At 52.0% G+C, this 26,651-nt stretch carries 32 protein-coding genes; 5 read left to right on the forward strand and 27 right to left on the reverse strand.

Annotated features, from left to right (window positions below):
- The first annotated feature begins 211 nt into the window (after nt 1–211).
- The 4 genes from MNODULE_RS09780 (at nt 212) to MNODULE_RS09795 (ending at nt 1,840) form a co-directional block, all read left to right on the forward strand.
- A complete protein-coding gene (locus MNODULE_RS09780; RefSeq protein WP_168059355.1) occupies nt 212–478 on the forward strand; it encodes a type II toxin-antitoxin system prevent-host-death family antitoxin in 267 nt (88 codons plus the stop codon).
- Nucleotides 462–746 (forward strand): type II toxin-antitoxin system RelE family toxin, encoded by a 285-nt coding sequence (locus MNODULE_RS09785; RefSeq protein ID WP_168059356.1) that lies wholly within the window; start codon nt 462–464, stop codon nt 744–746. The genes MNODULE_RS09780 and MNODULE_RS09785 overlap by 17 nt, the downstream gene beginning before the upstream one ends.
- A gap of 386 nt (nt 747–1,132) precedes the next feature.
- Nucleotides 1,133–1,525 (forward strand): CBS domain-containing protein, encoded by a 393-nt coding sequence (locus tag MNODULE_RS09790; RefSeq protein ID WP_168059357.1) that lies wholly within the window; start codon nt 1,133–1,135, stop codon nt 1,523–1,525.
- Between the two features lie 27 nt (nt 1,526–1,552).
- The gene (locus MNODULE_RS09795; protein WP_168059358.1) at nt 1,553–1,840 is read left to right on the forward strand and encodes a hypothetical protein; all 288 of its coding nucleotides are present in this window, start codon (nt 1,553–1,555) and stop codon (nt 1,838–1,840) included.
- 122 nt (nt 1,841–1,962) lie between these two features.
- Here MNODULE_RS09795 and purD read toward each other — a convergent pair whose 3' ends face one another.
- The 23 genes from purD to lptC form a co-directional block, all read right to left on the reverse strand.
- Nucleotides 1,963–3,213, reverse strand: coding sequence for a phosphoribosylamine--glycine ligase (gene purD / locus MNODULE_RS09800; protein ID WP_168059359.1), 1,251 nt, complete (start codon nt 3,211–3,213; stop codon nt 1,963–1,965).
- A gap of 77 nt (nt 3,214–3,290) precedes the next feature.
- Nucleotides 3,291–4,853, reverse strand: coding sequence for a bifunctional phosphoribosylaminoimidazolecarboxamide formyltransferase/IMP cyclohydrolase (gene purH, locus MNODULE_RS09805; protein WP_168059360.1), 1,563 nt, complete (start codon nt 4,851–4,853; stop codon nt 3,291–3,293).
- Nucleotides 4,813–5,448 carry a protein kinase family protein gene (locus MNODULE_RS09810; RefSeq protein ID WP_168059361.1) on the reverse strand — a complete coding sequence of 212 codons (636 nt, stop codon included), beginning with the start codon at nt 5,446–5,448 and terminating at the stop codon, nt 4,813–4,815. The genes purH and MNODULE_RS09810 overlap by 41 nt, the downstream gene beginning before the upstream one ends.
- Nucleotides 5,449–5,543: 95 nt before the next feature.
- Nucleotides 5,544–6,086, reverse strand: a complete 543-nt coding sequence (locus MNODULE_RS09815; protein ID WP_168059362.1) for a methyltransferase family protein — start codon at nt 6,084–6,086, stop codon at nt 5,544–5,546.
- A 235-nt stretch (nt 6,087–6,321) separates the two neighbouring features.
- On the reverse strand, nt 6,322–8,106 hold the full coding sequence (locus tag MNODULE_RS09820) for a hypothetical protein (RefSeq protein WP_168059363.1): 1,785 nt from the start codon (nt 8,104–8,106) through the stop codon (nt 6,322–6,324).
- 366 nt (nt 8,107–8,472) lie between these two features.
- Nucleotides 8,473–8,925, reverse strand: coding sequence for a hypothetical protein (locus tag MNODULE_RS09825; protein ID WP_168059364.1), 453 nt, complete (start codon nt 8,923–8,925; stop codon nt 8,473–8,475).
- Nucleotides 8,926–8,959: 34 nt separating this feature from the next.
- A complete protein-coding gene (gene aroB / locus MNODULE_RS09830) occupies nt 8,960–10,039 on the reverse strand; it encodes a 3-dehydroquinate synthase (RefSeq protein ID WP_238339429.1) in 1,080 nt (359 codons plus the stop codon).
- The gene (locus MNODULE_RS09835) at nt 10,014–10,544 is read right to left on the reverse strand and encodes a shikimate kinase (RefSeq protein ID WP_168059365.1); all 531 of its coding nucleotides are present in this window, start codon (nt 10,542–10,544) and stop codon (nt 10,014–10,016) included. Before MNODULE_RS09835 ends, aroB begins: the two co-directional genes overlap by 26 nt.
- A 36-nt stretch (nt 10,545–10,580) precedes the next feature.
- Complete coding sequence (locus MNODULE_RS09840; RefSeq protein WP_238339510.1) at nt 10,581–12,923, reverse strand: type IV pilus secretin PilQ; 2,343 nt, start codon at nt 12,921–12,923, stop codon at nt 10,581–10,583.
- Between the two features lie 77 nt (nt 12,924–13,000).
- The gene (locus tag MNODULE_RS09845) at nt 13,001–13,564 is read right to left on the reverse strand and encodes a pilus assembly protein PilP (protein WP_168059367.1); all 564 of its coding nucleotides are present in this window, start codon (nt 13,562–13,564) and stop codon (nt 13,001–13,003) included.
- Nucleotides 13,561–14,142, reverse strand: coding sequence for a type IV pilus inner membrane component PilO (locus MNODULE_RS09850; RefSeq protein WP_168059368.1), 582 nt, complete (start codon nt 14,140–14,142; stop codon nt 13,561–13,563). Before MNODULE_RS09850 ends, MNODULE_RS09845 begins: the two co-directional genes overlap by 4 nt.
- A 27-nt stretch (nt 14,143–14,169) precedes the next feature.
- Nucleotides 14,170–14,715: a PilN domain-containing protein gene (locus MNODULE_RS09855; RefSeq protein WP_168059369.1), complete on the reverse strand. Its 546-nt coding sequence runs from the start codon at nt 14,713–14,715 to the stop codon at nt 14,170–14,172.
- Nucleotides 14,716–14,718: 3 nt separating this feature from the next.
- Nucleotides 14,719–15,795, reverse strand: a complete 1,077-nt coding sequence (gene pilM, locus MNODULE_RS09860) for a type IV pilus assembly protein PilM (protein WP_168059370.1) — start codon at nt 15,793–15,795, stop codon at nt 14,719–14,721.
- Between the two features lie 13 nt (nt 15,796–15,808).
- On the reverse strand, nt 15,809–16,036 hold the full coding sequence (locus MNODULE_RS09865) for a MerR family transcriptional regulator (protein ID WP_168059371.1): 228 nt from the start codon (nt 16,034–16,036) through the stop codon (nt 15,809–15,811).
- Between the two features lie 179 nt (nt 16,037–16,215).
- Nucleotides 16,216–16,917, reverse strand: a complete 702-nt coding sequence (locus tag MNODULE_RS09870) for a hypothetical protein (protein WP_168059372.1) — start codon at nt 16,915–16,917, stop codon at nt 16,216–16,218.
- Between the two features lie 15 nt (nt 16,918–16,932).
- Nucleotides 16,933–17,403 (reverse strand): hypothetical protein, encoded by a 471-nt coding sequence (locus MNODULE_RS09875; protein ID WP_168059373.1) that lies wholly within the window; start codon nt 17,401–17,403, stop codon nt 16,933–16,935.
- Nucleotides 17,400–17,996, reverse strand: coding sequence for a UbiX family flavin prenyltransferase (locus MNODULE_RS09880; RefSeq protein WP_168059374.1), 597 nt, complete (start codon nt 17,994–17,996; stop codon nt 17,400–17,402). The genes MNODULE_RS09875 and MNODULE_RS09880 overlap by 4 nt, the downstream gene beginning before the upstream one ends.
- Nucleotides 17,997–17,998: 2 nt before the next feature.
- A complete protein-coding gene (gene rapZ / locus MNODULE_RS09885; protein ID WP_168059375.1) occupies nt 17,999–18,877 on the reverse strand; it encodes an RNase adapter RapZ in 879 nt (292 codons plus the stop codon).
- Between the two features lie 44 nt (nt 18,878–18,921).
- Complete coding sequence (gene hpf / locus MNODULE_RS24680; RefSeq protein WP_168059376.1) at nt 18,922–19,443, reverse strand: ribosome hibernation-promoting factor, HPF/YfiA family; 522 nt, start codon at nt 19,441–19,443, stop codon at nt 18,922–18,924.
- Between the two features lie 50 nt (nt 19,444–19,493).
- A complete protein-coding gene (rpoN, locus tag MNODULE_RS09895) occupies nt 19,494–20,930 on the reverse strand; it encodes an RNA polymerase factor sigma-54 (protein WP_168059377.1) in 1,437 nt (478 codons plus the stop codon).
- 44 nt (nt 20,931–20,974) lie between these two features.
- A complete protein-coding gene (gene lptB, locus MNODULE_RS09900) occupies nt 20,975–21,721 on the reverse strand; it encodes an LPS export ABC transporter ATP-binding protein (RefSeq protein ID WP_168059378.1) in 747 nt (248 codons plus the stop codon).
- Between the two features lie 16 nt (nt 21,722–21,737).
- Nucleotides 21,738–22,283 carry an LptA/OstA family protein gene (locus tag MNODULE_RS09905; protein ID WP_272953257.1) on the reverse strand — a complete coding sequence of 182 codons (546 nt, stop codon included), beginning with the start codon at nt 22,281–22,283 and terminating at the stop codon, nt 21,738–21,740.
- Nucleotides 22,261–22,788, reverse strand: a complete 528-nt coding sequence (lptC, locus tag MNODULE_RS09910) for an LPS export ABC transporter periplasmic protein LptC (protein WP_272953269.1) — start codon at nt 22,786–22,788, stop codon at nt 22,261–22,263. The genes MNODULE_RS09905 and lptC overlap by 23 nt, the downstream gene beginning before the upstream one ends.
- Nucleotides 22,789–23,226: 438 nt before the next feature.
- Between lptC and MNODULE_RS09915 the strand changes: the two genes are divergently transcribed.
- Complete coding sequence (locus tag MNODULE_RS09915; protein ID WP_168059381.1) at nt 23,227–23,973, forward strand: hypothetical protein; 747 nt, start codon at nt 23,227–23,229, stop codon at nt 23,971–23,973.
- 24 nt (nt 23,974–23,997) lie between these two features.
- Here MNODULE_RS09915 and rplQ read toward each other — a convergent pair whose 3' ends face one another.
- The 4 genes from rplQ to rpsK form a co-directional block, all read right to left on the reverse strand.
- Nucleotides 23,998–24,444: a 50S ribosomal protein L17 gene (rplQ, locus tag MNODULE_RS09920; RefSeq protein ID WP_168059382.1), complete on the reverse strand. Its 447-nt coding sequence runs from the start codon at nt 24,442–24,444 to the stop codon at nt 23,998–24,000.
- Between the two features lie 32 nt (nt 24,445–24,476).
- On the reverse strand, nt 24,477–25,466 hold the full coding sequence (locus MNODULE_RS09925; protein WP_168059383.1) for a DNA-directed RNA polymerase subunit alpha: 990 nt from the start codon (nt 25,464–25,466) through the stop codon (nt 24,477–24,479).
- Nucleotides 25,467–25,543: 77 nt separating this feature from the next.
- Nucleotides 25,544–26,170, reverse strand: coding sequence for a 30S ribosomal protein S4 (gene rpsD, locus MNODULE_RS09930; RefSeq protein WP_168059384.1), 627 nt, complete (start codon nt 26,168–26,170; stop codon nt 25,544–25,546).
- 86 nt (nt 26,171–26,256) lie between these two features.
- Nucleotides 26,257–26,643, reverse strand: a complete 387-nt coding sequence (gene rpsK, locus MNODULE_RS09935; protein WP_168059385.1) for a 30S ribosomal protein S11 — start codon at nt 26,641–26,643, stop codon at nt 26,257–26,259.
- Nucleotides 26,644–26,651 lie beyond the last annotated feature (8 nt).

A 26,651-nucleotide genomic window follows, 5' to 3' on the forward strand; every position in this document is an offset into this window, starting at 1 on the left:
CACAAATGTGTCTGTTTTCGCAACGATGATATGATTATGAAATGGCTGGGGAGAAAATCGCTATCCATCTTCTCCCTTGGGTGAAAGAGGTCGGTTAAAGTAAACCATACCTACGCTTTTGCTACAGGACACTCGGGCTGGTCCTGGTCCCTTACTTGACACATCGACACCCCTCTTGTATTGTAGTGTAAAAAGCCTGCGGAGATTTTAAATGAAAATGATCAACTCCAGAGAATTGAATATCAACACAGCCAAAGTCCTCAAACAAGCCGGCAAAGAAGACCTCATTGTCACCGTTAAAGGCAAACCGGCCGCTTTGATCCAAGCCTTCAGCGAAGACGATCTGGAAGATTATATTTTGACGAAGCTGATGGAGAAGCGCCTGAAGGCAAGGGCAAAAGACTATCAGTCAAAAGGTGCAGTGAGCCTGAATGAGATGATTGAGGCCACGGAGCGGGCGATTGGGAAAAAAGTATGAAGTTCAAATCTTAAAAGGCGCCCAGAAAGAGCTGAATGCGCTGGAGCCTTCGGTTCGCCTTCAGCTTCTCACCAAAATGAAGGTTCTCGAAACAAATCCCCTTCCCAGAGGCAAAAACGAAATAAAAATTCTTCGAGGGTTTCGCCCTCCGCTTCTCCGGCTTCGCTCCGGCGACTTTCGTATCGTTTATCGGATCTCAGGAAAAATGATCGAAGTCCTCTCGGTCGTTCCTCGCAAAGCACTTGAGAGGAGACTTCGGCAGCTTTAACGAGAAGTCGAGTATGCCTTAGAGTCAAGAATGAAGTGTGGTGATGTCCTTGGAATTCTCACTGTCCAGACGGGAGATGGAACAAACCTCAGGCAAGGTCGAACCCCCGGCATCAGTGAATGCGTTGGGATGTATAAAATCTACACTATTTCCCCCCTGAATAATGGTCCTCTTTTTCCCACCTTACTGAGAATCAACGGCGGTTTTACTTTACTTCAATGGTCCTCGTGCTTCTCGCGGGTGGCATCGATTTTGCTGTTTTATACATATTGAATGAATTGAATTTAGCGATTTGACAGGCTCTCTTTGGTCTATCCCTGAAAGGCCGAAGGAGGCTTGTTCCATGATGAGGGATAGCGCCTATGTTGCCTACGATAGAAAAGTTAATGTCGACGAAAATCTATTCGATCGGATCTGAGAAAAATGTCCGAAGCGCGGCGGAGGAGATGGCCCGGAACCAAATTGGGAGTCTCCTGGTGACCCAAGAGGGGAACTATACCGGGATTATCACAGAAGTCGATATCATTCGAAAAGTGGTCGCAAAGGGAATCGATCCGGCCGCAACCACGGTACGAACCGTCATGACCTCTCCTCTGATTACCATCGAGGCGGATCGGTCGGTGCTCGATGCCAACGATTTGATGGAGCAAAAGAAGATCCGTCACATCGGGGTGACCCGAAACGGAAAGATCATCGGGATGGTCTCGATTCGAGATTTCCTTCATCCTCTCGACGTCAAAGAACAAGCGGATATCAAACAACAGGCGAGCGGCTTTTAGGTTCTCACTCGACAGGAGAAATTTGCCATGCAACAAAAGAAATTACCTTGGACGACCCTCCTCTTTCTGACCCTCTCTTTTCTCTTTAGCAGCCTTGTCGAAGCGGTGGGGGCGCAAAACTACCCGGAGGAATGGGTTTTGGGAGAACGTCTCCTGGTGGGTCTTCTTGTATTGATCGTCGCCGGTTGGCTGACAGGCGCTTATGCTTTGATCTTCAGCAGTCTTCGTCCTTTGGTCAGACGGTTTTTTCTTTATCCATTATTTAAGATGAGGGGAACGGAGGGGGATAAGAAGCCGCTGATTACAAAAAAGTAGTATCATTCACCGATTCTATTCGGCAGGATTTTGGATTATTTCAGTTGAAAACCAGGCCGGGTTCTAATGGTCGAATCCGGCTTTACCTTCACTTCCCGCCCGACAAGGAAGGCATCAAGAATCTACACCGCCGACGCACCGATATCCCGCCGGTAATGCATCCCGCGAAAGGAAATTCGCTCGACCGCTTGATAGGCCCGGCGGCGGGCCTCCGCGACGCTCTGGCCGAGGGCGGTCACCCCCAACACCCTTCCCCCCTGCGTCACCCACGCTTCCCCCTGTCGCCCGGTTCCGGCGTGAAAAACGAAGGTGTCGGGAAGGTCGATCTGATCGAGGCCCGAGATGACCTCCCCTTTTCGATATGTTCCGGGATAACCTTCGGAAGCCAATACCACGCAGACGGAAGATTCTTCCCGCCATTCGAGCCGGGTTTGATCAAGGCGATGATCGAGCGCCGCCTCCATGACATCGACCCAATCGCTCTTCAACCGCGGCAACACCGCCTGCGTCTCCGGATCCCCCCACCGGGCATTGAACTCCAGGACGTGCGGTCCGGAAGAGGTCAACATCAATCCGGCATAAAGGACGCCGCGATAGGGAGTCCCTTCCACCGCAAGCCCCCGCAAGGTCGGATGGATGATCCGCTCCATGATCATCAATTCGAGCTTCGGGGTGATTCGGGGCGTGGGAGAGATCGCCCCCATCCCGCCGGTGTTGGGGCCGCGGTCTTCATCGAAGACCCGCTTGTGATCCTGCGCCGAGGCGAGCGGCAAGGCCTTCTCCCCATCGGTGATGACGAAGAAGGTCGCTTCGACCCCTTCGAGAAACCGCTCCAAAATAATCCGTCCCGCCGCTTCTCCCATCGCCCTAAACCCATCGAGCCCTTCCTTCGCCTCTTTCTGATCGCGGGCGATCACAACCCCCTTCCCGGCAGCCAGCCCTTCCACCTTGAGGACGATCGGCATTGGTAGATGGGGAAGCATCTCGTAGGCCCGCTCGAGCGTCACCACCTCGGCGTCGGCGGTCGGGATCTGATATTTCTGCATGAGGGTTTTGGAGAAGACCTTGCTCGTTTCGATCTGCGCGGCGGCGCGATGCGGGCCGAAAATCCGAAGCCCTTCGGCTTCAAACCGGTCGACGATCCCCAGCGAAAGGGGGAGCTCGGGACCGACCACGGTCAGATCGATCCGTTTCTCTTTGGCAAAGGCGAGAAGTTTTTCGATTTCATCGACGGCGATGGGGACGATCTTTGCGAGGGTCTCGATTCCCGGATTCCCCGGCGCACAGTAGAGCTCGCGAACCCGAGGGCTCTGCGCGATCTTCCAAACCAGGGCGTGCTCGCGCCCCCCCGCTCCAATGACTAAGATCTTCATGTCGTTGCTTCGGGCTCAAGAGAGCCCTCCCACAAAGAAGGTCCGGTGGGAGGGACGGACCTCCCGGTCCCGATCCATCAATGTCTGAAATGTCTAAAGCCGGTGAGAACCATCGCCAGGTTCTGCTCGTCGACCGCCTGGATGATCTCTTGATCCCGGATCGATCCCCCCGGCTGGATCACCGCGGTGATGCCGACCTGGGCGGCGGCGTCGATCCCGTCCCGGAACGGGAAGAAGGCGTCGGAGGCCATCACGCAGCCGGAAACCGGCATTTGGGCTTTTATCGTTGCAAGCTTCACCGAGTCGACCCGGCTCATCTGCCCTGCGCCGATTCCGACCGTCTGCCCCGGGCGCGCAAAGATGATGGCGTTCGATTTGACATGTTTGCAGACCTTCCAGGCAAAAAGCATCGCTTCGATCTCTTCCTGTGTCGGCGGGCGTTTGCTGACGATTTTCAGCTCCTTCGGATCATGAATCATGGCGCTGTCGGTGTCCTGAACAAGCAGTCCGCCGCCGATCCGTCTGAAATCGAGCCGCCCGGCATTTGTTGCGTTGATCGATTTGCTTCCGGCCTCCAGGACACGAAGGTCTTTTTTCTTTTGAAAGAGGGTCGCGGCGGCCGGATCGATCGTCGGGGCGATGATCACTTCCATGAAGGTGGTGGTGATTTCTTGGGCGGTTTCGGCATCGAGCGGCCGGTTGAAGGCGGCGACCCCGCCGAAGGCGGAGACCGGATCGGTCGCTTTGGCCTTCTTGTACGCTTCGACCAATGTGGCGCCGGTGGCGACGCCGCAGGGGTTGTTGTGTTTGATGATGACGGCGGCCGGCTCCTTAAACTCCTTGACCAGCTCGAAGGCGGAGTGGGTGTCGAGGAAATTGTTGTACGACATCTCCTTTCCCCAGATCTGCTTCGCGGCGGCGACGCCCCCTTCGGTCAATTGGGGCTCCCGGTAAAACGCCGCCTGCTGGTGCGGATTCTCGCCGTATCGAAGCGATTGAACCTTCTCGAACTGAAGAACAAGGTGATCGGGAAAGCGTTCTGCCTTCCCCTCCCGGCCTTCGAGATAGGAAGAAATTGTCCGGTCGTAATCGGAGGTAGTGAAGAAGACCTTCTTCGCCAGATCGTATCGTTTCGCCTCGGAGATCTCCCCGCCGGAGCGCTTCATTTCATCCAAGACCGCGGCGTAATCCTTGGGGTCGATAATGACGGCGACATCTTTGTAGTTCTTCGCGGCGGAGCGGAGCATCGTCGGCCCGCCGATATCGATGTTCTCGATCGCCTCTTCCAGCGTGACGTTCGGCTTCGCGATCGTCGCCTTGAAAGGATAGAGGTTCACTGCCACCAAATCGATCGGCTCGATTCCCTGAGTCTTCATCTGTTCCAGGTGTTTCGGATCATCCCGCCTCCCCAAAATGCCGCCGTGAATCTTCGGATGAAGGGTCTTCACCCGGCCGTCCAACATTTCGGGAAAGCCGGTATGCTCGGAGACCTCTTTGACCTGGATCCCCTTCTCTTTAAGGAGCTTGTAGGTCCCTCCCGTCGAAAGGATCTCCACCCCGAGGGACTGAAGTCCTTGGGCGAAATCGACGATTCCCTCTTTATCGTAAACGCTCAGTATGGCTCTTCTGATTCTTCCCATGGATTCTCCTAAAACCGAATATTTTTTGTAGAAGCGGCCGCCCCCAGTGTTTAATGAAAATCGCCTGCCGTTGGAGAAAAACCCCCTTCTCCAAGGCGATCTCTTCCTCTTTGGTTAATAAGTGAGGCGCACGGTTCCGTTTCAGTTTTGCAATTCCTAAAAGGTCATCTTGATAAAAAATTCGATGAAGACCGTTTTTTATAAAATTAAACCTTCCCCCTTTTTGAAAGGCGGTCGCAAAGTCGATGAGGTATGGCTCCCCATCATCCCCGACGATGACATTCTTGATATTTCGAAGGTCGCACAAGACGACCCCGCGCGCATGGACGGCATCGATCAGACTCCGCAGCCGCGCAAAAAAATCAGGGGTAAGCTCTCCCGGCTTGAGCTCGGAAGCGTTCCGGCCGGGAACGTACGAGACCGCAATGGCGTAACGATCGATCGACCCGAGGTATTCCGGGATCCCGTGAAGCCCCTGGAGCTTGCGGTAGATCGTCGCCTCCCGCCTGTTTGAGACCATCCCGACGAAAAACCGGAAGACGAACGACTTCGCCGCGTAATCCTTCACGACAATGTATTTATTGTCTTTCTTCAAGATAAAAATATCGGGCTTCCAGGGATAACCCTCCCGGATCGTCCCCTGCCGGTATTGTTGGAATGAGCCCCGCTCTAATTCGATTTGAAGTCCCTCTAGAAAAAGAACCGCATCGATAAGATCAAAACGCCCAATGCGGTGACGACGGCGGTCTCATGTTCGCTGTTCGAAACGACGCGGGACCACTCCCATTCATGTTTCCCCCGCTTTTCGTAAGGGGTCAGGCGCGGAACGTAATCGGGCACGCTTCGATCGTATTCGTCCCAAGCCAAACCGAAAATTTCCCGCAACCGGTCCGATTCCGCCTTCTTCTTGAATGGGACGTAGTAAGAGAAAAAAGCAAGGAGGCCTACCCCTAGAATAATCCATTGGCTCGCTAAAAGGCAAAATCCAATCATAATCAAAAAGGTGCCGAGATAAAGGGGATTCTTCACGTGGGCATACGGCCCGGTGGTCGTCACCTCCCGATTCTTGCTGAGGTGTCCCGCCGCCCAGAGGCGCAATGCTTCCCCCCCCAGGATCAACGGGAGCCCTACCAGGAAGAAGCTCAGTTTGGGCCGGGCGAAATAAATCAAGGCGGCCATCAGAATATAGACGGGGATTGTCTTAACGGTAATCTTTCGAAGCAGATTCTTCAAGATGTCCATCTCCGAGGATAAAAGATGGGTGGAGTATATCAAATCACGCAGAAAATTCAAGCAAAGTCTGCGGAGAAAGAGGTGTGCAATAGTATCATCAGAAGGGAATTTCAGGGGGAAATGGCTTGGTTCAACTAAAAAAGAGCCGTCTGTGACCGATGGTAAGGCGGCTTTTCTCGATTAAAGGAAGTAGGCCCTCGGCTGGACAAGAATCTCAGACACACAGTCTATCTCTTTACTTTACACGTCTGATCCCTGGTTTAAATTCACCCTCGGTACTATGAACCTGTAGGCTCAGATCGGGGGGAACCAAACTACATCCTGAGGAGGTGCATTGCAGGTCGGTGACACGATGCCAACTGTCTGGATCTGTACCGTCTCCGTCGGAGGTTGTAAAAGTGTGATTCGGATAAAGGTATACGAAATCGCCTATTTTGACCGACACCGTAACCGTGGCGCTCGCTGATCCGGAAAGTGAAAAACTGTTTACGGCAATGACATAGCGCCCGACCGGCAGCCCGAAAACGGTCACATGTTCCGGTCCCTGGCCATCGGTATCGTCAAGGTCCAGTATGGCACTGGCGGTTCCGAAGGTTGTTCCCGTATTATGAAAAGCCACTGTCGCAGTCGCCGGACCACTCGTCGGAAACGGATCGGCATAATAACCGACATGTAAATCGATGTCGCTCTGATCCACAGTATCATCCTCCCAGATCAATGTGACCAGAACGTTTTCACCTTCGACGCCGACCGTCGCTCCTGAGGCAACCGATACAATCTCGCTATTATCGTTCAGATCGTCCACTTCACACATCTCGAAAATATCGGTACAGTCGGTATGCTGGCTTGAACTTCCCCCGGTGATGGAGACATCGACACTTTGGTCGGCATTAAATTGGATCAGGGCATCCTCATTGATCACGACCCGACCGGCAACCGGACAGGCGCCATTCACCGTCCGGATCGGGGTCGGAGTTTCAATATTAAATGTTCCTTGAGTCATACAGTCGGAATCGGGATTAATGAAAAGGGTCAGCGTTCCGGAGTAGGCCACCTCTGTCGTTGTATCGCCTCCTGCCTCCGTTTCAATCACGCTTGTGATGACATCGGTAAATGTCGTAATGACCGTTGCATTTCTTCCGTTTGTTTTGGTTTCCGTCATGACCCCGTTGAGTACTTCATCAAATCGGCCCGTCGCTTCATCATATCTTATTTCATTGGTAAAACCTTGAAATCCAATCTCAGTTAAATTGATAAAATCGTTAAATGAGATATTTCCCTCTGCGGCCAGGACAATCGTGCCGGCCGTGCCGGACGTTGTACTAAGATCCTCCGTGAGCGTCAACGATGAGGTGATAATCCCTTTTAAAGTCGCATATGGATTGGTATCGGTTTTTCCGTAGTCTTGGATCGAAAAATCTCCATCCTCATCGCCGAAGGTCAATGTCATCAAGGCATTCGCGACACTGCCGCTTCCGCTCGCGGTCGCGGAGACGTGGAACGGCCCGTTCATTTGTGAGCTGTCTTCTCTGCAATCGGTGAAATCGAAGTCCAGTTCGTAATTTCCGGTGCTGCTGTCGAACGTCCCGCTGAGGTCCATGGTTCCCCCGTCCACACAGGGGGTCGTTGCACTCGCAATCGGAGCCGGCGCGTTTGCCGTCTTCAACATACGACGGACCTTTTGCACGACCGGAGTTCGAGCAACCTTATGGCTCAAGGTCACCATTTTATAATAGTCATGATTCGTCTTGGTGACGGGGTTGATCGGCTTACCGATGCCTAAACCGTCTCCGGCTGCAATCTCCCCTAATGAGACCATGACGTCCGTAACGGCAATGCCCGCCTGTATCGACACCACATTGGAGCTGGCCGCTTGTGCTCCCTGCGAAGGGGTATGGAGAGGGGTGATCGCCCGGCCTTTCGGCGCTTGCGTCTCCTCAGTGCATCCCAAGATAAAAAAACCGACGAGTCCGCACAAAGCCATTGCGGACATTGTTTTTTTCATATGAGGAAAAAACATCGCGCTCACTCCGAGAAAGATTCTTATCCGATGCCGTCCAATACCGAGGGAGTATTACGTGCTTTAGAGTTTAACAGAAGCTTGGAGACTGTCAAGGCAAACCGGTTCTATTTATGTTTATGAAGAGAACCGCTCTTGTGAACAGGACGATCTAAAAAGATTGTCGCTCAAATTAGTTGCGGATCGTTTGACAACAATCAGGGGAGGGGAATGTTAATTAACAGAAGTGAGTTTGCTTGATGGGGGGACAATCAATTAGAACCTTTCAATGGGCTGGAACCCGGAAAGATCACCGTATGCTGATATCAGGAATTAAAACATCATTAAGGTCCAAAATGACGCTCCGGCTCGTCAATTCAATGTCATTTAACACTCTTCAATCGTGAATGTTCCTGTCCACAATGCAGCTGCAGACCCGACGGTTGCTGTCACCGACCCCGTCATAACAACGCTTTCAGCTCCGCAGCCTGGAAGTGAAATAAGGAAAGCGGTACGGGTTAAACCGCGATCGTCCGTTTTTGTTTTAAAATAAGTCGGGTTATTGGGATCCAATGGATTTCCGTCAATGTCGGTCAGAATCCCCCCCCCTCCCGCAAATAGCTCAATCTCTACATCGGGCAGCGCAACGGTCCCGGAAACATCTCTCACTTGAAACTCAAGTGGCAATACGATGGAAGGCGCCGCAGCACCACTAACCGTAAAATCGTCGTCTTCCGGTCCGGTTACTGTAGCATCAAATGGCGCTTTTGCATCGCCGCCACACCCCGAAACGAATAAGATCAAGGAGAGTAAAAGGACTGAAGCCGCTTGTCTTCTCATTTGGATATACCTCACGATTGACTTCACCTCATTTCTACGCGCTCAAAAACGCTTTCAAAACCTTTCGGTCGACCGGGACGATCCCGATCACGCCAATTTTTTCCGGCAAGACAAAAAAGATTTCTCCACCGGCCACTTTTTTGTCCCTTTCCATGGTCTCAAGTATACTTCCGGGGTCTAATTTAGGCAACTCGGTCGGAAGGTGAAACGTCCGTAAGAGCGAAATTTGTCGTTGAACCGTCTGCCAATCCGTCAGGCCGAGCCGGTAGGAGAGTTTGGCCGCCGAGGCCATCCCAATGGCGACCGCTTCGCCGTGTTTATACTTTCGGTAGCCGGTTAATGTCTCAACGGCATGTCCAAGCGTATGGCCATAATTTAAGATTTTTCTCAGCCCCGATTCCCGTTCGTCGGCCGACACGACCTTCGCCTTCAGCGCCGCCGACCTTTTAATGCAGTGAAAGAGTTTTTTAGAATCCATCGCCAGAATCGCCGCTGCATTCTCTTCAAGATATTTAAAAAATGCGGCGTCCATGATGACCCCGTACTTGACGACCTCCGCCAGTCCCGCGATGAACTCCCGCCGGGGCAAGGTTCCAAGCACGCCCGGATCGACGCAGACCAGCTTCGGCTGATGAAAAGCGCCGATCAAATTCTTTCCGCGAGGGTGATCGACGCCGGTCTTCCCGCCGATGCTCGCATCAACCTGCGCCACCACCGTGGTCGGAACCTGAACGAATGGAATGCCGCGAAGGAATGTCGCCGCCGCAAAACCGGCCATGTCCCCGATCACCCCTCCGCCTAACGCGACGAGTGTCGATCCCCGCTCGAATCGATGAAGAATCAATTGGTCGTAAATCCGCTCGATCTCCGTCAGATTCTTATACCGCTCTCCGTCCCGGATTCGAATCGTCTTTGGAACGAAGCGAGCGGCCTGGAGGCTTCTTCGGATGCCGGCGCCGTAGAGACGATCAATGGCCGGATTGGTGACCACCGCCACTTTTTCCCCCAACGAAAGGGCTCTCAGATACGGACCCAACCGATTCCTGACCCCGGTTCCGATGACGACATCATAACTGTTTGCGCCCAAACTAAGCCGTACTTTCTCGACCTTCAATCTCCAAGACCTTTCTCTTAATCTGTTGAACAACATCATCCAAATTCATATCGGAGGTGTCCAAAGTAATGTCGGCTCTCCGATAAAATGGCTCCCGTTCCGCCAGGAGCCGTTTGATCTCTGCCAGCGGATCGGCCTTCTGTAAAAGTGGCCGTTGGCCTGCTCGCTTTTGGACCCTTTTGAAAATAACTTCCGGACGGCACCGCAGGAGGACGAGAATACCATTCTTTTGAAGCAAATCAAGATTTTTTGAATCGAGGACGATCCCTCCTCCGGTTGAAATCACACAACCGGTCCGTTCCGCCAGATCGAAAACTGCTTCCGATTCCAGCCGCCGGAACGTTTCCTCTCCTTGCTCGGAGAAAATCTCGGCAACCCGTTTATGGGTCTTTTCCTCGATCACTTGATCCGTATCGATGAACTGATAGTGGAACGCCGTCGCCAATCGCCTTCCGACCGCGCTCTTCCCAGTCCCCATAAACCCGAGCAACACGATATTCTTCATCCATACAACTTACCGATCTAAATCACTCAGATCAAGCTATTTTAAAATCCTGGGGGTCAAGAAGACCAAAAGCTCAGAAGTATCTTCCCGCTTCGTCGTCGTTTTGAAAAGCCATCCCAGGAATGGGATATCCATCAGATAGGGGATTCCGTTGATCGAATCGCTCTTCGTGGTCTCATAAATACCGCCGATGACGGTTGTCTCCCCATCTTTTACAAGTACATTCGTGGTCGCTTCCTTCTTGAGAATACTCGGGCCGGATGCGCCGAACCGGGTCTCGCCGGGAGCATTCTTGGTCACCTTGATTTTCATCATAATCCCTCCATCCGAAGAAATATGCGGGGTGACTAGAAGGGTGAGGTTTGCATCGACAAAGGTGGTTTGAGTTCCGGCCTGGGAGGTGGTCGAAAAGGGGATCGACTCGCCCTGCTCGATTTTCGCCTCCTGATTGTTTAAGACCGACACCTTCGGCGTCGAGACGACCCGCGTCAACCCCTGTGATTCTCCGGCCGAGAGTCGAAGATCGAGATTAATCGGGTTATCGGTAAACCGGCCGAACGAAAATCCAAGACCTCCGAAATTTTGGGCGGACGGAAGGTTGACCGCAAAGGATGGATCCGGCGTGCCGAAGATGGCCCCCGGCCCCCCGCCTCCCCCACGCAAACCGATGATATTTCCGCCGGAGACGGTTTGGGTGGAAGCGCCCCACTGAATTCCAAGGCTTCTGTTGAAAGTTGGCGACACCTGAACAATCCGCGCTTCGATGACCACCTGAGGGGTTTGTGTATCGATCGTCTTGACAAGCCGGGCAACCTCATCGAGATTTTTTTCGATATCTTTCACAATCAGCGCATTCGTTCGGCCATCGACAGTGATATCTCCTCGTGTCGAGAGAAGCTTTCTGAGGGAATCGACGAGATCGGCCGCCTTTCCGTAGTTCACATAGATAATTCGCGTCTGGAGGTCCTCCGCCTTGATCTTGGTCTCTTTGGCGCGGGCCTCTTCGTCTTGCTGTTGCGCAATATTAGACAAGGTGGCGATCCGAATGATATTCCCTTCGCGGATTTGGCCGAAACTGTTCATCCTCAGGATGATGTCGAGCGCCTGGTCCCAGGGGACATTGATTAATTTCAATGTCACTTTTCCCTTTACATCTTCTCCGAGAACGATGTTCAGGTTGCTGACATCCGCGATCAGTCGGATGACATTGGCGAGATCGGCATCCTGAAAGTCGAGAGAAATTCTCCTCCCCACATATTTGGGAGGAGTGACCGATCCGGTTTCTGCGCTTTTCTTAGGCTCTTCAGACACCTCCCCATTTTCAAGGATGATATCCGCCTTATCGGCCACCCGTTCCGCCGGAGCCTCCATTTTGGGAGCCTCCAGAGAAGGCTTTTCCACCGCCTTCGTATCGATAATCGGCGCCGACGCCGGTGCCGCCGCCACCTCAGTACTCTCCGTCATATCGACGGAAGGATCGACCAGAGCGGCCACTTCCATATTAGGAACAGCCGCCTCAGGCATCGGAACAACCGGAGGAACGATGACCGCTGTTGCAGGGGCCGCGGAGACATCCTCCGGCACAGAAGAATTTGCAGGCTCTTCTGTCTTGGACGAGGAAGCGGCCTCGGAAGCATCTTTTAAATGAACGCGCAGTTGGGGGCCGGCTTGTTGCAGCGAGTAGACAACCGGCGCATTCAAATCAAGGACGAGCCGCACCTTGTCTGAATGAACGCCGATTCGAGCCTGTTTGACGGCGTGGTCCTTTACCGGGAGGGTCTTTATTTTCGAAGCCATTTTTACATCGGGAAGATCGATTACGAGACGCTTCGGATCGAGAAGGAAAACGTTCGGCGAAGGCTGTCCATCTAAGGTGATCACCAACTGGAGATCTTCCTTCCGATCGAACCGGACCGACTTGACGATCTTCGCTGGAGAGAGATTTCTCTCCTCCTTGATCGGCGGAGGAAGGACCGGCTTGGGCTCCTCGGTGAACGCAAGGATCGGTTCCACCGGTTTCTCCACGACCGGTTCAGCCGGTTTCGACGCCGGATGAGCCGCTTCGACGATGAGATTGGTCCCTTCCGTCCTCACATTCGTCTCGACAGATTCATCCACCTCGATTTCAAGGCGTCCGACCTGATTTCCATCCCCCGACACGGGGAGAATCGAGCGGACCCCCCCTTGATTGACATCGATCTTTTCCGTAAATTTTCCAAGACTCACCCCCGCCATATCCACAATCAGACGATAAGGATCGGTCAAATGAAAGGTCGTATAAATCATCGGTTGCTGGCCTTCCACGACCACTTGGGTCTTCTCGGACTCTGAAACGACGCGGATATCGACGATTTCCTTTGGGGATGAGGGTTGTGTCATCACCTGAGAGGCCTTCGGAGAACAGGATTGGGTCAATATTAGGAATGCAATCACGAAAACAAATCTGTTCTGCCCGATCATTCTAGCCCCTCCTTTTGGGGATGAAGTTCCATCACAACATTCCTCACCTTGGTCTCACCAAAGATGTCGAGGTATTTTTCTTCAATCACCACTTCTTTGTTTGTAATTCGGCTGATCACGCCGTTGTTCATCCCAATCCGGGTTCCCTTTCGGACGGGATATCCCTTTCCATCCTGCGTCTGGATGACGGCGCCGTGTCCAAACCCTCCCCAAACAATGCCGATCAACTTCATTTCAGACAGCTCCTTCCGCTGCAGAGGGGGAAGATTCTCCGAGGCGCTCCGCTTTCCGGTGGCGATGATGATGGATTTGAATGGATCACGCCTCCCTTCCGGATTGTATTGAAACAGCGCAATCGGATCCTCTTTCTTGACGGGGTCTTCCGGGGAAACGACCTCTTCCGCCGAGAGGGCCGGTACAACCGGAATCGCCGGCACAACCTTCGCCGCCGCCGTCGGCGCCGGTTTTGAGGCAACCGGCGGCGCCGTCTCTCCGCATCCGAAAAAGAGCGCCACGAGGAAGAGCATCCCGCTTTTTAAAAGATATTGTTTCCTGATCATGGATCCCCTTCAACAGAAGCAAATGCCGTGGCGGAGAAACTGGTCTGGATCAAAACCTTATTTTGTTCCAGCTTGGAGCTCCCCATCCGAATATTCGACACATTAATAATCCGAGGCAATTTGCTGATTTTATCGAAGAAGACGCCGAGCGCATGGTATGCTCCGGCCACTTCCACATTCACAGGAATTTCGACGTAGAGTCCCGACGCGCTGGGCTTTTTCTCGGCAGGCCGCCACAATTTAAAATCAAGGCCGGTCCTCCCCCCCAAGTCGGACACCTGCTTCAAGAGAATTTCAACCTCCGCCTCCGGGGGAAGCTGCTCTTTTAGAGCAGCCAGTTGAAGTTGAAGCTGTCGATTCTCCGCGATGAGTTCATCAAGGCGCTTCACCTTGATTCGATGAATATTGATGTCGTTATTCAACGCTGCGATTTCCCCGTTGAGGGTGGAGATCTCACCGCTCTTCGGTATAAAGACAAACCAAACAAACGCCCCGGAGATGATCACGATGACGAGAACGAGAGAGACAAACTTTTGGGTATTGGTGAGGTTCTTCAGTTTTTCCAGATTCAATGCCATAATGCCGCCCGGCCGCCCCTTATTGTTTTATGTCAGAGACCATTTGAGCCTGAATGTATAAATGGAAACGGCCCCTTCCATTCCCTGTCTTGACTCGAGAATCTGCACATCTTTGAAAAGAGCAGACCGCTTTAGATTATTGATGAAATCGACGATTTCGCTGTTTGTGGTGGCCCTCCCCTCCAGGTCGATCACGCCGTTCTGCTCATTGACGTTCACCAACCAGACTTTCTCCGGAAGGCTCCGGCTGATTTGATCCAGGAGAAGGACGGGAATCGACTGATTTTTACGGAGCTGCTCGATGATGTGGATTTTCTCCTCAACCGCCTTCTTGTCTTTCTCGTAATTTTCCACTTCTTTTACTTTTGTCTTAAGCACTCCCAATTCCGTCGTCAGTTTTGTCTTCTCGGCCGTCAGATTGTCGACTCTCTCATTGAGCGTAATCCAGCCGTATCCGAGGATCAGGAAAAGAACGGACAACACGCCGGAAGCAAGGATCAGCTGCGATTGGATCTCGACCTTCTTCTTTCCCTTCTTCGCTTTTTGCGTCGGAAGTAAATTGATCTTGATCATTGATTATCGATCCCCAATTTTTCGAATCGCCAAGCCCATTCCGACCGCGGCCAATGGCGCCATCTCCTGGATGTACTCCGGGTCGAATACTTTTTTGGGAATATCCACCTTTTTAAAGGGGTCCGCCATTTCAACGGGGACACCCGATTTTTCCGCGAGCTGGGGCAACAGATCGGGAATTTTGGAGGCGCCTCCGCTGAGAACAATGCGGTCGATGTTTTCATTGGTAGAGGTCGTTTTGAAATAGTCGAACGATCGGATCACCTCCGAAGAAATTTCCGCGTTCAGATTATTGATGATGGAAGAAAGGGCCTGTGGATCGATTCCTTCGACCGGCTCGTTCCGCTTTGCTTTCTCGGCCTGTTCGTAGCTGACGTTGAACTCTCTCTGAATCGTCTCGTTGTACCGATTTCCTCCGATGGAAATGTCGCGCGTGAAGGCGAAGGTGCCGCCCTTCAGGATGTTGATGTTCATCACGCTGGCGCCGATATTGACGAGCGCCACGATCTCCCCTTCCCTCGCATCATAATTCACGCCGAACATGTTCTCGATGGTAAACGCGTCGACGTCGACGATGACCGGATTGAGGCCCGCCTCCGTCACCAAGGTGGTGTATTCGGTCAGTTTGTCCTTCTTGACCGCCACCAACAAAACGGACATCTGCTCTTTCGATTCCTGATTGTCTCCCGTTCCAAGAATATGAAAGTCGATGTTCACGTCGTTAATATCAAATGGAATGTATTGCTCCGCTTCCCATTTGATCGATTCTTCCAGCTCTTCCTCCGTCATCATCGGAAGACTGATCTTCTTCACGATCACTGAATGTCCTGAGACGGAGACGGCGACATCTTTTACTTTGACCGCCTGCTCCTCCAGAAGCTCCTTGATGACGGAGACGACGCGACCCGCATCCATAATCGTTCCATCGACGATCAATTCGGAATCGAGCGATTTGACGCCGAACTTCTGAAGCTGGTAACCCTTGCTCGTCTCTTTCACCTGGACCAGTTTGATCGCGCCGGAGCCGATGTCCAGTCCGATGAGCTCTTTTTTACGGGAAAAGGGGAGAGAAAGTTCCATCAGAATCCGCACCTCAACCTTTCTTTGAAAATCCCTGTTTATTGGAATGGCCGGAACGGCGAGAGATGATCTTCTTAATTTCCTTGATATTCTGGTCGGAGTAGAGCCGCCAGTTTCTCCAGTCCCGCCCCACGTTGGAGATCCGTCCTTCGCTTTCCCAGCGGAACAGCGTCGCCTTCGAAATATCAAACAGCGCGCAGATATCTTTCGTTTTGTATTTCCCGTTATTCTTATGAAGCATCCCCAAATTCCTCAAGTATCCCGCCATGCAATTTGACGATAGTAAGTATACTTAGTATTTGACGTTTGTCAAGGAAAGTGGAAATTTTAACCGAAAAGTGGATAACTTTAAAATCGTATCAGGACAGGCGATCAAGAAAGAGGAAAATTTCTTTAATGGATTGGGAGCAGGCCGATCGACTATTTCCCCGCTCGCTTCATCTGAAGAAACTTTCCGGCGGAGCTCCGGATGACTTCTGGAACGCCCTTGTTTTTCGCGAGATTATTGAGCTCTTTGGGTTTGAGGTTTTTGATGAAACCGAGGGAGAGCCCCACGGGCGTTTTGGGATTGTTTACGAGACCGACGATAATCCCGTAATTCTTCATCCAGTTCCGGTTGTTCGCAACGACACGCAGAATATCCTCCGACACATTTTTCGATTGCGCAATCGATTCCACTTCTTGTTCCGTCAGTCTGGGGCTGTTGAGGACGGCCAGGATGACTTGTTTATTCGAATCCTTTAATAGGAGGGCTCTTGCTTCTTTGTTCCCCTTGAGTGCCAATTGAATTTTTTCAGACACCTTCATCTGTTGAACTTGTTGAAACAAGTTCACGAACTCCGGTTCGGACATCGCGTCCATGTCCGTCTCTTTTCGTTTGGACGCGAGCCACGGCTCTTGAGCGTAATCTCCAAACATGCGGACGTAATTGAGCGTGGCTTTCCAGACATTCGGATGCTGAAAGATCTTCCGGATGAGCGATTCCGTCGTAAGAAAATATTTTGCGATTAAGTCCAGGGTAGATCCGTCGGTCGACGAATCCTCCGCAAGGAAGAAGAGGGTTTCGGGCTGAAGGATTTCTAGATTGAGTCGCGGTAAAAGGAGCCGCTTTCGATCAGCCACACTTCTTACCTCAATTTAGAATCGGGACGATTCGGGTGTATTCCCTCTTGGAACCGGTCTCGGCTTTCTCTCGGCAAGACCGATCGTCGCTTTAAAGTTCTCTCCCAAGAAGAGCTCGGTCAGAATCTCAACGCCGTTCTCTCTGTTGTCGGTCCGAACGATTCTGGCTCCCCTTACAAAAGAAGCGATTTTCTTGCCGATCTGCTCGTCTTTCGCGACCAATTCGGAAATCGTTTTTTTTGAATCGATCTGCAGCATCATGATTTGTGATTCGAGTTTTGCGTAAGCATCGACCTTGGCGTCTTGCACCGCTTGGATCCTGTCCGAAAGCGACCACTCTCCTTGGATCTGCCCGATGCCGACCGCATGGAGGGTGACATCGGCCCAGTCCGCATGCGGTGCGACTTCGGGCCCCGATTCGCAGGAAAGAAGAAATAAAACCGGGATCACCAGAAGAAAGAGCCTTCCATAGAAATTCACTTTCATGATTCCTTCCATCGTTGATAGATTCGGTTCTCAATCTTCAGCCCATCCAGCGCGCGTCCCACGATAAAGTTGACCATATCGTCGATCGATCGGGGATGATTGTAGAAGGCCGGCATCGCGGGAATGAGGGTGGCCCCCATCTCGGAAAGCATCAACATATTCCTCAGATGAACCTGGTTGAGGGGGGTTTCCCGCGGAATGAGCAGGAGCGGCCGCCGCTCCTTGAGGGTAACGTCGGCCGCGCGTTCAATTAAGTTCGAAGAGAATCCGTGCGCAATCGCCGCCAACGTCTTCATCGAACAAGGGGCGATGATCATCCCTTGCGTGGGAACCGATCCGCTGGCGATCGGCGCCGTCATATCCTTCTCATTACAATAAATAAGATCATCACCGGCATATTTCTTTTTTAGGATTTCGTCAGTCTCTTCGAAATGGGCGCCCCACTCCAATCCGAGCTCCTCCCGAATGATCAACCGCGCCTCATGGGAAACAGTCAAATAGACCTTGTATTTTTCCTTCAACAGATACTCGAGGAGCCGCACCCCGTAGATCGCCCCGCTCGCCCCCGAAATCGCCACTACGTAACTCGACATTTTTACCCCGGCTGTCCCAAATCCCGATGGCGCCAATGAACCTGCAATCCCCTCGACTGGAGATGCTCCCGTAATAAATTGACGATCGAGACGGATCGGTGTCTTCCGCCGGTGCATCCGATCCCGATCGTCAGATAACTTTTTCCCTCCTTCTCGTAAAGCGGGAGAAGGAAATCGAGAAAGCCGTACAGTTTCTCCAGAAATATCTTCGCCTCCGGCTGGGAGGTAACGTAGCTTTGGACGCGGGGATGCTCCCCGGTGAGCGGCTTTAAGTCCCTTTCAAAGTTGGGGTTGCTGAGAAAGCGGACGTCGAACAGGAGATCCAGATCATACGGAATTCCGAATTTATAGCCGAAGGAGATCAAGGAGATATTCAAATGGTTGTTCTCTCCTTTCTCCAAATAATATTGGGTGATCACCTCTTTGAGCTGGTGAACATGATAATTGGAGGTGTCCAAAATTTTATCGGCCCGCTTTCTCAGGTCGCTCAGCTTTTCGCGCTCCAGCCGAATGCCGTCGATCACCGAACCGTCCCGAGCCAACGGATGCGGACGGCGGGTCTCCGAAAATCGCCGCACGAGCACCTCGTCATTCGCCTCGAGGAAAAGGAGTTCCATCTGGTACCCCTCTTCCTTCAACTGATCGAAGATATTCAGAAAATGGCCTAGGAAATCCCGCTCTCGGATATCAATGCCGAGCGCCGCCTTTGTAATATGGCTTCGCGATTGGTTGCACAGCTCTACAAATTTCGGAAGAAGGGGGGGCGGGAGGTTATCGATACAGAAAAAACCGAGATCCTCAAAGTACTTGATGACATAACTTTTTCCGGAACCCGAAAGGCCGCTAATGACAACCAGGCGTACATTTTTAGCTGCAGGCATAGGGCGAAACGCCGGAAACCAATGGCGCTTTAAAAGCTCTTACGTTAATAAATCGGCTCGATCAGCCCGAGTGTTCCATCTTTCCGTTTGTAGAGAACATTGATCCGGTGATTTTCGTGATTTCCGAACAGAAAAAAATCTTTTCCAAGCAGCTCCATTTGTAAAGCCGCCTCATCCAAGCGCATCGCCTTCACGGGGAAAACCTTCTTCTTATGGATCGTCGGAATGGACGGTTCGGCTTCCGGTTGGGGCTCTCCCGAAACCGCTTCCTGCCGAACCCGGTGATTGGTCAGTTTTTCCTTATATTTTTTAAATTGTCTTTCGATTTTGCTCATGGCTTGATCGACCGAGACGTACATCTCGTCGGTCTCTTCTTCGGCCTGCAAGAGGAATCCGTTCGCGCGAACCAACACCTCTGCAATGTGACGGTACTTTTCTACCTTAAGCGTAAACGCGATCTGTGTGGTTTTGGAGGAATACTTTTCAATTTTCCGCGCGCGGCCTTCAATATACTCCTTTAACGCGGGGGTGACCTCCATCTGTCTTCCGGTGATCAAGACTTCCATTGATCCTCCTTGCGACGGTCGGTACAAATGGGATATTTCCGTTGGATCGTTTAAAAAGGTCTTTTCCGCCGGCTCGCGGGCGGAATCTTGAGCCAGGCCCGATACTTTGTCACCGTCCGCCTTGCAATGTCCACATCATTTTGCTTGAGGCGCTCTACAATTTCCTGATCCTTTAAGGGACGGACCGGATCTTCCTCCGAGACCATCTTCCGGATCATCTCTCGAACGGCGATTGAAGAGAGGTTTTCTGCGCCGTTCCCGACGCGAGGGAGGCTGCTGTTGAAGAAGAATTTCAATTCGAAAATACCTTGCGGGGTAAACATATATTTATTGGTGGTTACGCGGCTCACCGTCGATTCATGCATCGAGATGTCATCCGCCACCTGCTTGAGGATCAGCGGCTTCAAACAACTGATCCCCTTCTCCATAAACTCGTATTGAAAATTAACGATACTCTCGGCCACCAGCTGGATCGTTCGGTTTCTCTGTTCGATGCTGCGGACAAGCCACAGGGCCGAACGGAATTTTTCTTCAAGATAGGTCTTTGTCGTCTCGGCAACGGTCTCCTTCGATCGGAGGAGACTGCGGTAAAAAGGGCTGATCTTCAACTTGGGAAGACCGTCGTCATTCAAGAGGACCACATATTTCCCTTCCGATTTGACGACGAAAACATCCGGGATGATGTGGAGGTTTTCCGACGAAGAGAAGGGACGGCCCGGCTTCGGCTCCAGATGCTCGATCACCTTCGAGGCATGCAACACCTCTTGGAGGGTGACATTGCAGCATTTTGCGATATTCTGATAGCGCTTCTTCTCCAGATCTTCCAAATGATCCCTGATCACCGCGTCAACCAGGGAGCCGGACAACCCCAACTGAGCGGTCTGGATGAGAAGGCACTCTTTCAAGTCTCTGGCGCCGACGCCGGTCGGATCAAACCCCTGGATCACTTTTAAGACTTTTTCGACCGATTCGACCGGGCTCGAGACCGTCTGCGCGATTTCCTCAAGTGAAGCGCCGAGATAACCGTTATCGTCTATATTGCCGACGAGAACCGTCCCGATCTCCTTCTCTTTCTCCGTCACCGAGGAGAGTCCCAACTGCCAAAGGAGATGATCCACCAGAGAAGCCGCCTTCGTAAGGGTCTGCTCATACGACGGCCGCTCTTCCGAAGAGGCGGCCGAGTAGCTTCCCCCCTCGTCTCCGCGATCATCATCCGTATAATAATCTTCCCACTTGAGGTCGAGTTCATCCGACCTCTCGGACGATTCTTCTTCTCTCTTCTCGGTCTCTCCGTCCAAGGTCGCAGAAGCGGTTTCCTCTTCTGGGGAATCGGAGGCCGTATCTTCAAGAAGGGGATTTTCCAGCATCTCTTGATTAATGGTTTGGGTCAACTCGAGTCTTGAAAGCTGGAGAAGCTTGATGGCCTGCTGCAGCTGAGGCGTCATGATCAGCTTCTGCGTCATCTTTAGATCGAGTCTGGCTCGCATCCCACTCTCTGACCAAGACATATCCGAACCCCTACAAGCCTACGTTACGATTGAAGAGACGTCGCGTTTCGATCCTGCCAATGGAAACGATCGCCGAGGTAAATCTCCCGCGCTTGCGGACTGCTGGCGATCTCGGAAGAGGTCCCGGAAACGAGGATTTCCCCTTCATAGATGATATAGGATCGATCGGTAATTTCGAGCGTCTCTTGAACATTATGATCGGTGATGAGGACCCCGATCCCGCGCTTTTTGAGTTGAAAAATGATCTTTTGAATCTCCATGACGACGATCGGGTCGATTCCGGCAAACGGTTCGTCCAGGAGGATGAATTGGGGCGAGATCACCAAGGCCCGTGTGATTTCAAGACGGCGCCGCTCCCCTCCGGAGAGGGTGAACGCCTTGTTCTTCGCCAAATGTGAAATGTTCAATTCTCCGAGAAGCGCTTCCAGACGGGACCGCCGCTCGGACGGAGAGAGATCGAGCGTTTCAAGAATCGCCATGATGTTCTCTTCAACCGTCAACTTTCTGAAGATCGACGGTTCCTGAGGAAGATAGCTGATCCCCTTGCGGGCCCGAAGATACATCGGCATCCCGGTCATCCGCTCCCCGTTCAGAAAGATATCCCCATGGTCCGGAGGGGTCAGACCGACGATCATATAAAAGGTCGTTGTCTTTCCGGCGCCGTTCGGACCGAGCAATCCGACGATTTCCCCGGCGCCCACCCGGATATTGACATTCCGGACAACCTTGCGGCCCTGATATTTTTTTTCGAGTTCCGTTGCTTCGAGCATCTCTCTTCCGGAAAGTTTATTTTTTTCCTAAATTCAAATCGCTTACCCCGGAATGAATAATCACCTGGCTTCCCTCGACCAGGCTCCGATTCTCCGCGATAAAAAGGGTAATCACCTTCCCCTTGACACGGTACTCTTTTTCCCAAGCTTCGGCATCCCCGGTGAGGGTAATGGTCTCTTTCTTTTGGTCATAGACGCCCTTCTCGGCCTTCGCATGCTTTTCGCCCTGCCGAATGTCGACGTTGCCGGAGGTCTCGATTCGAGAGACTTCCCGCTTCTCTTGGGCCGAAGGATCGATCAATAAAGAAGAGGACTCGGACATAAAAACTTCCGCGTGATCCGCCTTAATCGTCAAATCGCCCTTTTTGATGAAGACCTCTCCCTCGAAGATAATTTTGTCTTCCAGACTTTTAATCGTCATTTTATTGGAGGTAATGGAGATGGGTTCCTGAGGATTATTTCTAACCGGTATCTCACCGGCGACGGTAAAACCGCCCCCCCCGAGGAGTTCGATAAGGAGGAGAGGAGAAAGAATATATTTAATGAACCAGCGCCTGAACATGACCCGAGACGGTGACCTCTTGGTTTTCCGGCGCAACGTGTAATTCGTCCCCGTTGATCTCGATTTGAGGGCCGGTGATGCGGGCGGGTCCCTCGGCGACAATCATCTTCTGATCGTTGAGCCAAGACAATGCCGGCGTCTCAACGGTGTAACCGTTGCTCAACCGGAGCACCATCGGCCCCTCTTTCTTCTCCAGGTAAAAATCTTTTGTCCGCGTATTGATCGTTCCCGAGTCTCCATCCAGAGATAATTGGACCCCCTGAGGGGTCTGAATCGTCACAGCGACTTTTTCAAGCAATGCTTTTTGGTCTTTCTCGAATATCTCGGCGCGATCCGCCCTCAACTCCCAATTTTTCACCCCCTCGTGCGACTGAACAACCGAGAATTGACCGATCTTTACATCCGCCTTTCCGCCGATATCATTAAAAAAGACGAGCAAATTCCTTTTTTTCATACCGGAGACAAGCGCAAAAGACAAAAATAGGAGGAAGGTCATGATGAGCATAAGCAAAACTTGCTTCGATTGTATCTTTAGCGTCAACACGGTCTAAATATAACACAAAAGAAAATGCGAGTAAAGCAAATGTCCAATTCGGCGTGTTTCTTGCTTCATCTATGAAAACCCGTTGAAAAATTGATTGCAACATCCCATGAATAAACGCAATTCATCACCCGAGAAGATCGCTTTGAAGCGAACATCCAGGCCAAAATATACCGGGTCGATATTCCAAAACGTCTTCCGATTGCGCAGAAATCTCCCGACGATACAGAGACAAGGCTCCCGGTTCAATCTTCCAACAACCGGATGACAACGGCGCTGTTCACATTGTACAATAAAGGTTGAAAACAGACCACATAACCGGTTTCATTCCATCGATTTCTCTTGACACGCACTGGTAAAAACGCTAGAAATATCGATACCGCCAATTACCTGGAGGAAAGGATGAGAAAAAAATTAAACATCTTCCTATGGTTCCTGTTTTTGGTTCACCCGTTGTTTATTCAGGCCGTCCACGCCCAGGACGCGGCAAAACCGGCGCCGAAAGGACCCGCTGAAAAGACCTATTCGTTACCGTACGACCAGGTTTGGGATAAAGTGGTAGAAGTCTTGACGGAGAAAGGGCTCTCCGATCATCCGCACGGTAAAATGTCTGCAAACAAAGACACCGGAAAAATCACAACCCCCACTTTCCGCTACTTTAAGATCTTCTCCGCCAAACCGGTGAAAGAGTCGCATTATCGTGATACATACACGATCACCATCACCGAAGCGGCCAGCTTCAAGGCAAGAGAAGCGAAGAAGAAAGCGGAAGAAGCCGAATTCTTTCTCGGCGATGCGAAAGCAAAAATGGAAGAGGCAAAGGGAAAAAGCGGAGACGAGGCAAAAACATTATTAGAGGAAGCGAAACAGTCCGAAAAGGACGGCAAAGAATCGGCGGAAGCCGCCAAAAAATTAGAAGAAGAGGCAAAGATGCTGGCCAGCAAGCCCCGGGTCGTCAAGGTGCTCGTGGAGCGGAAGTTCGAAATTCACGATGATGCCAAGCGGGCGTGGGTTGACGCTGATCCGAACACGGAAAAGGCGGGGCTTCCCGCCGACGTCATTCTCAGCGCGGTTGATGCAAAGCTGGCAGCGGCAAGCACGGCGGCGGCGGAAGCAAAACCCGCGGCGAAAGAAGAGGCAAAAAAGTAAACGACTGAAAAATGATTGGACGAACTATGAGGCTGGCGCGGAGGCGGTTTCTTCCGTGCCGGCCTCTTTTTCTTTCTTCTGCTTACGTTCCTTCTTAGGCGCTTTCTCGACCTTTTTGGCCTCCGTCAATTCCAGGATGACCATCGGAGCGCCGTCGCCGTGCCGGACCCGGGTCTTGATTAGGCGCGTGTACCCGCCGTTTTTATTTTGAAAACGGGGGGCCACTTCCGAGAAAAGGGAGAAAACCACATCTTGATCGAGAATATAAGCCGCGGCCATTCTCCTTGCATGAAGGTCTCCTCGTTTTCCCAAGGAGATCATCTTATCGGCAATGGAACGAATCTCCTTTGCCTTGGCTTCCGTAGTCTCGATCCGCTCGTGCCTCAAAAAAGAGGTGACCAGATTTCGAAAGAGTGCCCTTCGATGAGCGCTGTTCCTTCCGAGGGGACGACCTGCCTTACGATGACGCATTTCGCACTTCCTTTCCCAATCGTATTATTTTGTTATCCTTCTTTACCGACCTCGGCGGAATGCCCCTCCAGTTTCATCCCAAGGGACAATCCCATCTCAGAGAGAATTTCCTTAATTTCGTTCAATGATTTTCTGCCGAAATTTTTCGTTTTCAGCATCTCCGATTCGGACCGTTGAACCAAATCGGCGATGGTCCGGATATTGGCATTTTTTAGACAATTGGCGGCGCGGACGGAGAGTTCCAGCTCGTGCACGCTTCGGAGAAGATTCTTGTTGAACTCCTTGACCTCATCCCGCTCTTGCTCGACCGGCTGCTCGAGCTCCTCAAAGTTGATGAAGATATTCAAATGGTCCTTCAAAATCTTTGCGGAAAAACCGAGCACGTCGTCCGGCTTCACACTGCCGTCCGTCCAAATCTCCATGACCAGCTTGTCATAATCGGTCACGCGGCCGACGCGCGCGTTCTCGACGATGAAATTCACTTTGCGGATCGGCGAGAAAATAGCGTCAATCGGGATCACACCGATCGGCATCCCTTCCTCTTTGTTCCGCTCCGAAGGAACATAGCCTCGGCCCACCTTGACGACCAATTCCATATCGAGATTCCCGTCTTTGTCCAATGTCGCGATATGAAGGTCGGGGGTCAGGATTTCAACGTCGGCGTCGTGGATAATATCCTTCGCCAAAACCTCGCCCGCCCCTTTTTTCTTAATATGGATCACCTTCGGTTTATCGGTATGGATCTTCAAACGGAGATTTTTGACATTCAAAATGATATCGGTGACATCCTCTTTCACCCCCGGAATCGTCGAGAACTCGTGCAGGACCCCCTCGATTTTAATCGACGTGACCGCGGCCCCTGCTATGGATGAAAGGAGAACGCGCCGGAGGGAGTTTCCGATGGTGCTGCCGAATCCACGCTCGAACGGCTCGGCAAAGAATTTTCCATACGTTTTTGTGAGCGTTTCTTTTTCGACTTCAAGCTTCTTTGGTATCTGAAAATCTTTTGTTCTAATAATCATAAGATCCTCACCCGTTTTGAGTGGGAGCGACCGGACGATCGAAGACATTGCTCCGATGCCCGAATAGCTCAATGTCTTTATCTGGAATAAAGCTCAACAACCAGCTGCTCGTTGACAGGAAGCGCGATCTCTTCCTTGCTCGGATGCGACTTTACGGTCCCCTTCATCTGGTTCTGATCGAGCTCCAGCCAGGAAGGGACGCCGCGGGTTCCAATCCCCTCAAGCGCGGCCTGAATAGCGACAAGAGCGCGGCTCCCCTCTTTCACCTCGATCGCATCATTGAGACTGACCAGGAAAGAAGGAATATTGACCCCTTTTCCATTGACGATGAAATGATTCTGTCTGATCAGCATGCGGCCCTGCTTCCGTGAAGAAGCAAAACCAAGGCGGTAGACCACATTGTCGAGTCTCGATTCCAACAACCTGAGCAGGTTCTCTCCGGTGATTCCCTTCTTTCGTTCCGCTTTGAAGAAATATTGCCTGAACTGACGCTCCAGAAGGCCGTAAATCCGCTTCAGCTTCTGCTTCTCCCGCAACTGTGCGCTGTATTCGGAGGCGCGCGGCCGAGCCTGTCCATGCTGGCCCGGCGGATAACTTCGCCGATCGATCGCACACTTCTCGGAAAAACAACGGGTTCCTTTTAAAAACAACTTGGTCCCTTCCCTTCGACAAAGCCGACATACTGGACCGACATATCTAGCCAAGCAAACACCTCCTGTTGTTCGTTACTCGTTCGTCGTTAATCGTTATTCCGTGTCTTTACGTTTAACGATTCACGAATACGGTATCCCTAAACTCTTCTTCTCTTGGGGGGACGGCAGCCGTTATGCGGGATCGGGGTCACATCCTTGATCAGGTTGATCTTCAACCCTGCGACCTGAAGCGCCCGAATGGCCGATTCGCGGCCAGAGCCGGGGCCCTTCACATAGACATCGACCTGCTTCATCCCGTTCTCCATCGCCTTCTTGGCCGCGATTTCAGCCGCCCTCTGCGCGGCGAACGGGGTGCTCTTCCGCGAGCCCTTAAACCCTTGGCTCCCGGCGCTCGACCAGACGATCACATTCCCCGCCATGTCGGTGATGGTCACAAGCGTATTATTGAATGAGGCCTGAATATGGGCCACCCCCGTCTGAACGTTCCGCTTTTCTTTTTTCTTCGCACCTTTTTTTGCAACCATTCACAACC

The organism is Candidatus Manganitrophus noduliformans (assembly GCF_012184425.1).
In the GTDB taxonomy this organism is placed as follows: domain Bacteria; phylum Nitrospirota; class Nitrospiria; order SBBL01; family Manganitrophaceae; genus Manganitrophus; species Manganitrophus noduliformans.

Coding starts and splice junctions, on each gene's coding strand:
- MNODULE_RS09820 (WP_168059363.1), bottom strand. CDS start 8,106: ATGTTTTTTCCTCATATGAAAAAAACAATGTCCGCAATGGCTTTGTGC.
- pilM (WP_168059370.1), bottom strand. CDS start 15,795: ATGGAACTTTCTCTCCCCTTTTCCCGTAAAAAAGAGCTCATCGGACTG.
- MNODULE_RS09915 (WP_168059381.1), top strand. CDS start 23,227: ATGAGAAAAAAATTAAACATCTTCCTATGGTTCCTGTTTTTGGTTCAC.
- rpsK (WP_168059385.1), bottom strand. CDS start 26,643: ATGGTTGCAAAAAAAGGTGCGAAGAAAAAAGAAAAGCGGAACGTTCAG.
- MNODULE_RS09790 (WP_168059357.1), top strand. CDS start 1,133: ATGTCGACGAAAATCTATTCGATCGGATCTGAGAAAAATGTCCGAAGC.
- lptC (WP_272953269.1), bottom strand. CDS start 22,788: ATGCTCATCATGACCTTCCTCCTATTTTTGTCTTTTGCGCTTGTCTCC.
- MNODULE_RS09825 (WP_168059364.1), bottom strand. CDS start 8,925: ATGAGAAGACAAGCGGCTTCAGTCCTTTTACTCTCCTTGATCTTATTC.
- MNODULE_RS09880 (WP_168059374.1), bottom strand. CDS start 17,996: ATGTCGAGTTACGTAGTGGCGATTTCGGGGGCGAGCGGGGCGATCTAC.
- MNODULE_RS09855 (WP_168059369.1), bottom strand. CDS start 14,715: ATGATCAAGATCAATTTACTTCCGACGCAAAAAGCGAAGAAGGGAAAG.
- rplQ (WP_168059382.1), bottom strand. CDS start 24,444: ATGCGTCATCGTAAGGCAGGTCGTCCCCTCGGAAGGAACAGCGCTCAT.
- MNODULE_RS09780 (WP_168059355.1), top strand. CDS start 212: ATGAAAATGATCAACTCCAGAGAATTGAATATCAACACAGCCAAAGTC.
- purD (WP_168059359.1), bottom strand. CDS start 3,213: ATGAAGATCTTAGTCATTGGAGCGGGGGGGCGCGAGCACGCCCTGGTT.
- MNODULE_RS09925 (WP_168059383.1), bottom strand. CDS start 25,466: ATGATTATTAGAACAAAAGATTTTCAGATACCAAAGAAGCTTGAAGTC.
- rapZ (WP_168059375.1), bottom strand. CDS start 18,877: ATGCCTGCAGCTAAAAATGTACGCCTGGTTGTCATTAGCGGCCTTTCG.
- MNODULE_RS09835 (WP_168059365.1), bottom strand. CDS start 10,544: ATGAAGAATATCGTGTTGCTCGGGTTTATGGGGACTGGGAAGAGCGCG.
- MNODULE_RS09875 (WP_168059373.1), bottom strand. CDS start 17,403: ATGAAAGTGAATTTCTATGGAAGGCTCTTTCTTCTGGTGATCCCGGTT.
- MNODULE_RS09845 (WP_168059367.1), bottom strand. CDS start 13,564: ATGATCAGGAAACAATATCTTTTAAAAAGCGGGATGCTCTTCCTCGTG.
- MNODULE_RS09840 (WP_238339510.1), bottom strand. CDS start 12,923: ATGACACAACCCTCATCCCCAAAGGAAATCGTCGATATCCGCGTCGTT.
- hpf (WP_168059376.1), bottom strand. CDS start 19,443: ATGGAAGTCTTGATCACCGGAAGACAGATGGAGGTCACCCCCGCGTTA.
- rpoN (WP_168059377.1), bottom strand. CDS start 20,930: ATGCGAGCCAGACTCGATCTAAAGATGACGCAGAAGCTGATCATGACG.
- MNODULE_RS09905 (WP_272953257.1), bottom strand. CDS start 22,283: ATGTTCAGGCGCTGGTTCATTAAATATATTCTTTCTCCTCTCCTCCTT.
- purH (WP_168059360.1), bottom strand. CDS start 4,853: ATGGGAAGAATCAGAAGAGCCATACTGAGCGTTTACGATAAAGAGGGA.
- MNODULE_RS09850 (WP_168059368.1), bottom strand. CDS start 14,142: ATGGCATTGAATCTGGAAAAACTGAAGAACCTCACCAATACCCAAAAG.
- MNODULE_RS09795 (WP_168059358.1), top strand. CDS start 1,553: ATGCAACAAAAGAAATTACCTTGGACGACCCTCCTCTTTCTGACCCTC.
- lptB (WP_168059378.1), bottom strand. CDS start 21,721: ATGCTCGAAGCAACGGAACTCGAAAAAAAATATCAGGGCCGCAAGGTT.
- MNODULE_RS09865 (WP_168059371.1), bottom strand. CDS start 16,036: ATGCTTCATAAGAATAACGGGAAATACAAAACGAAAGATATCTGCGCG.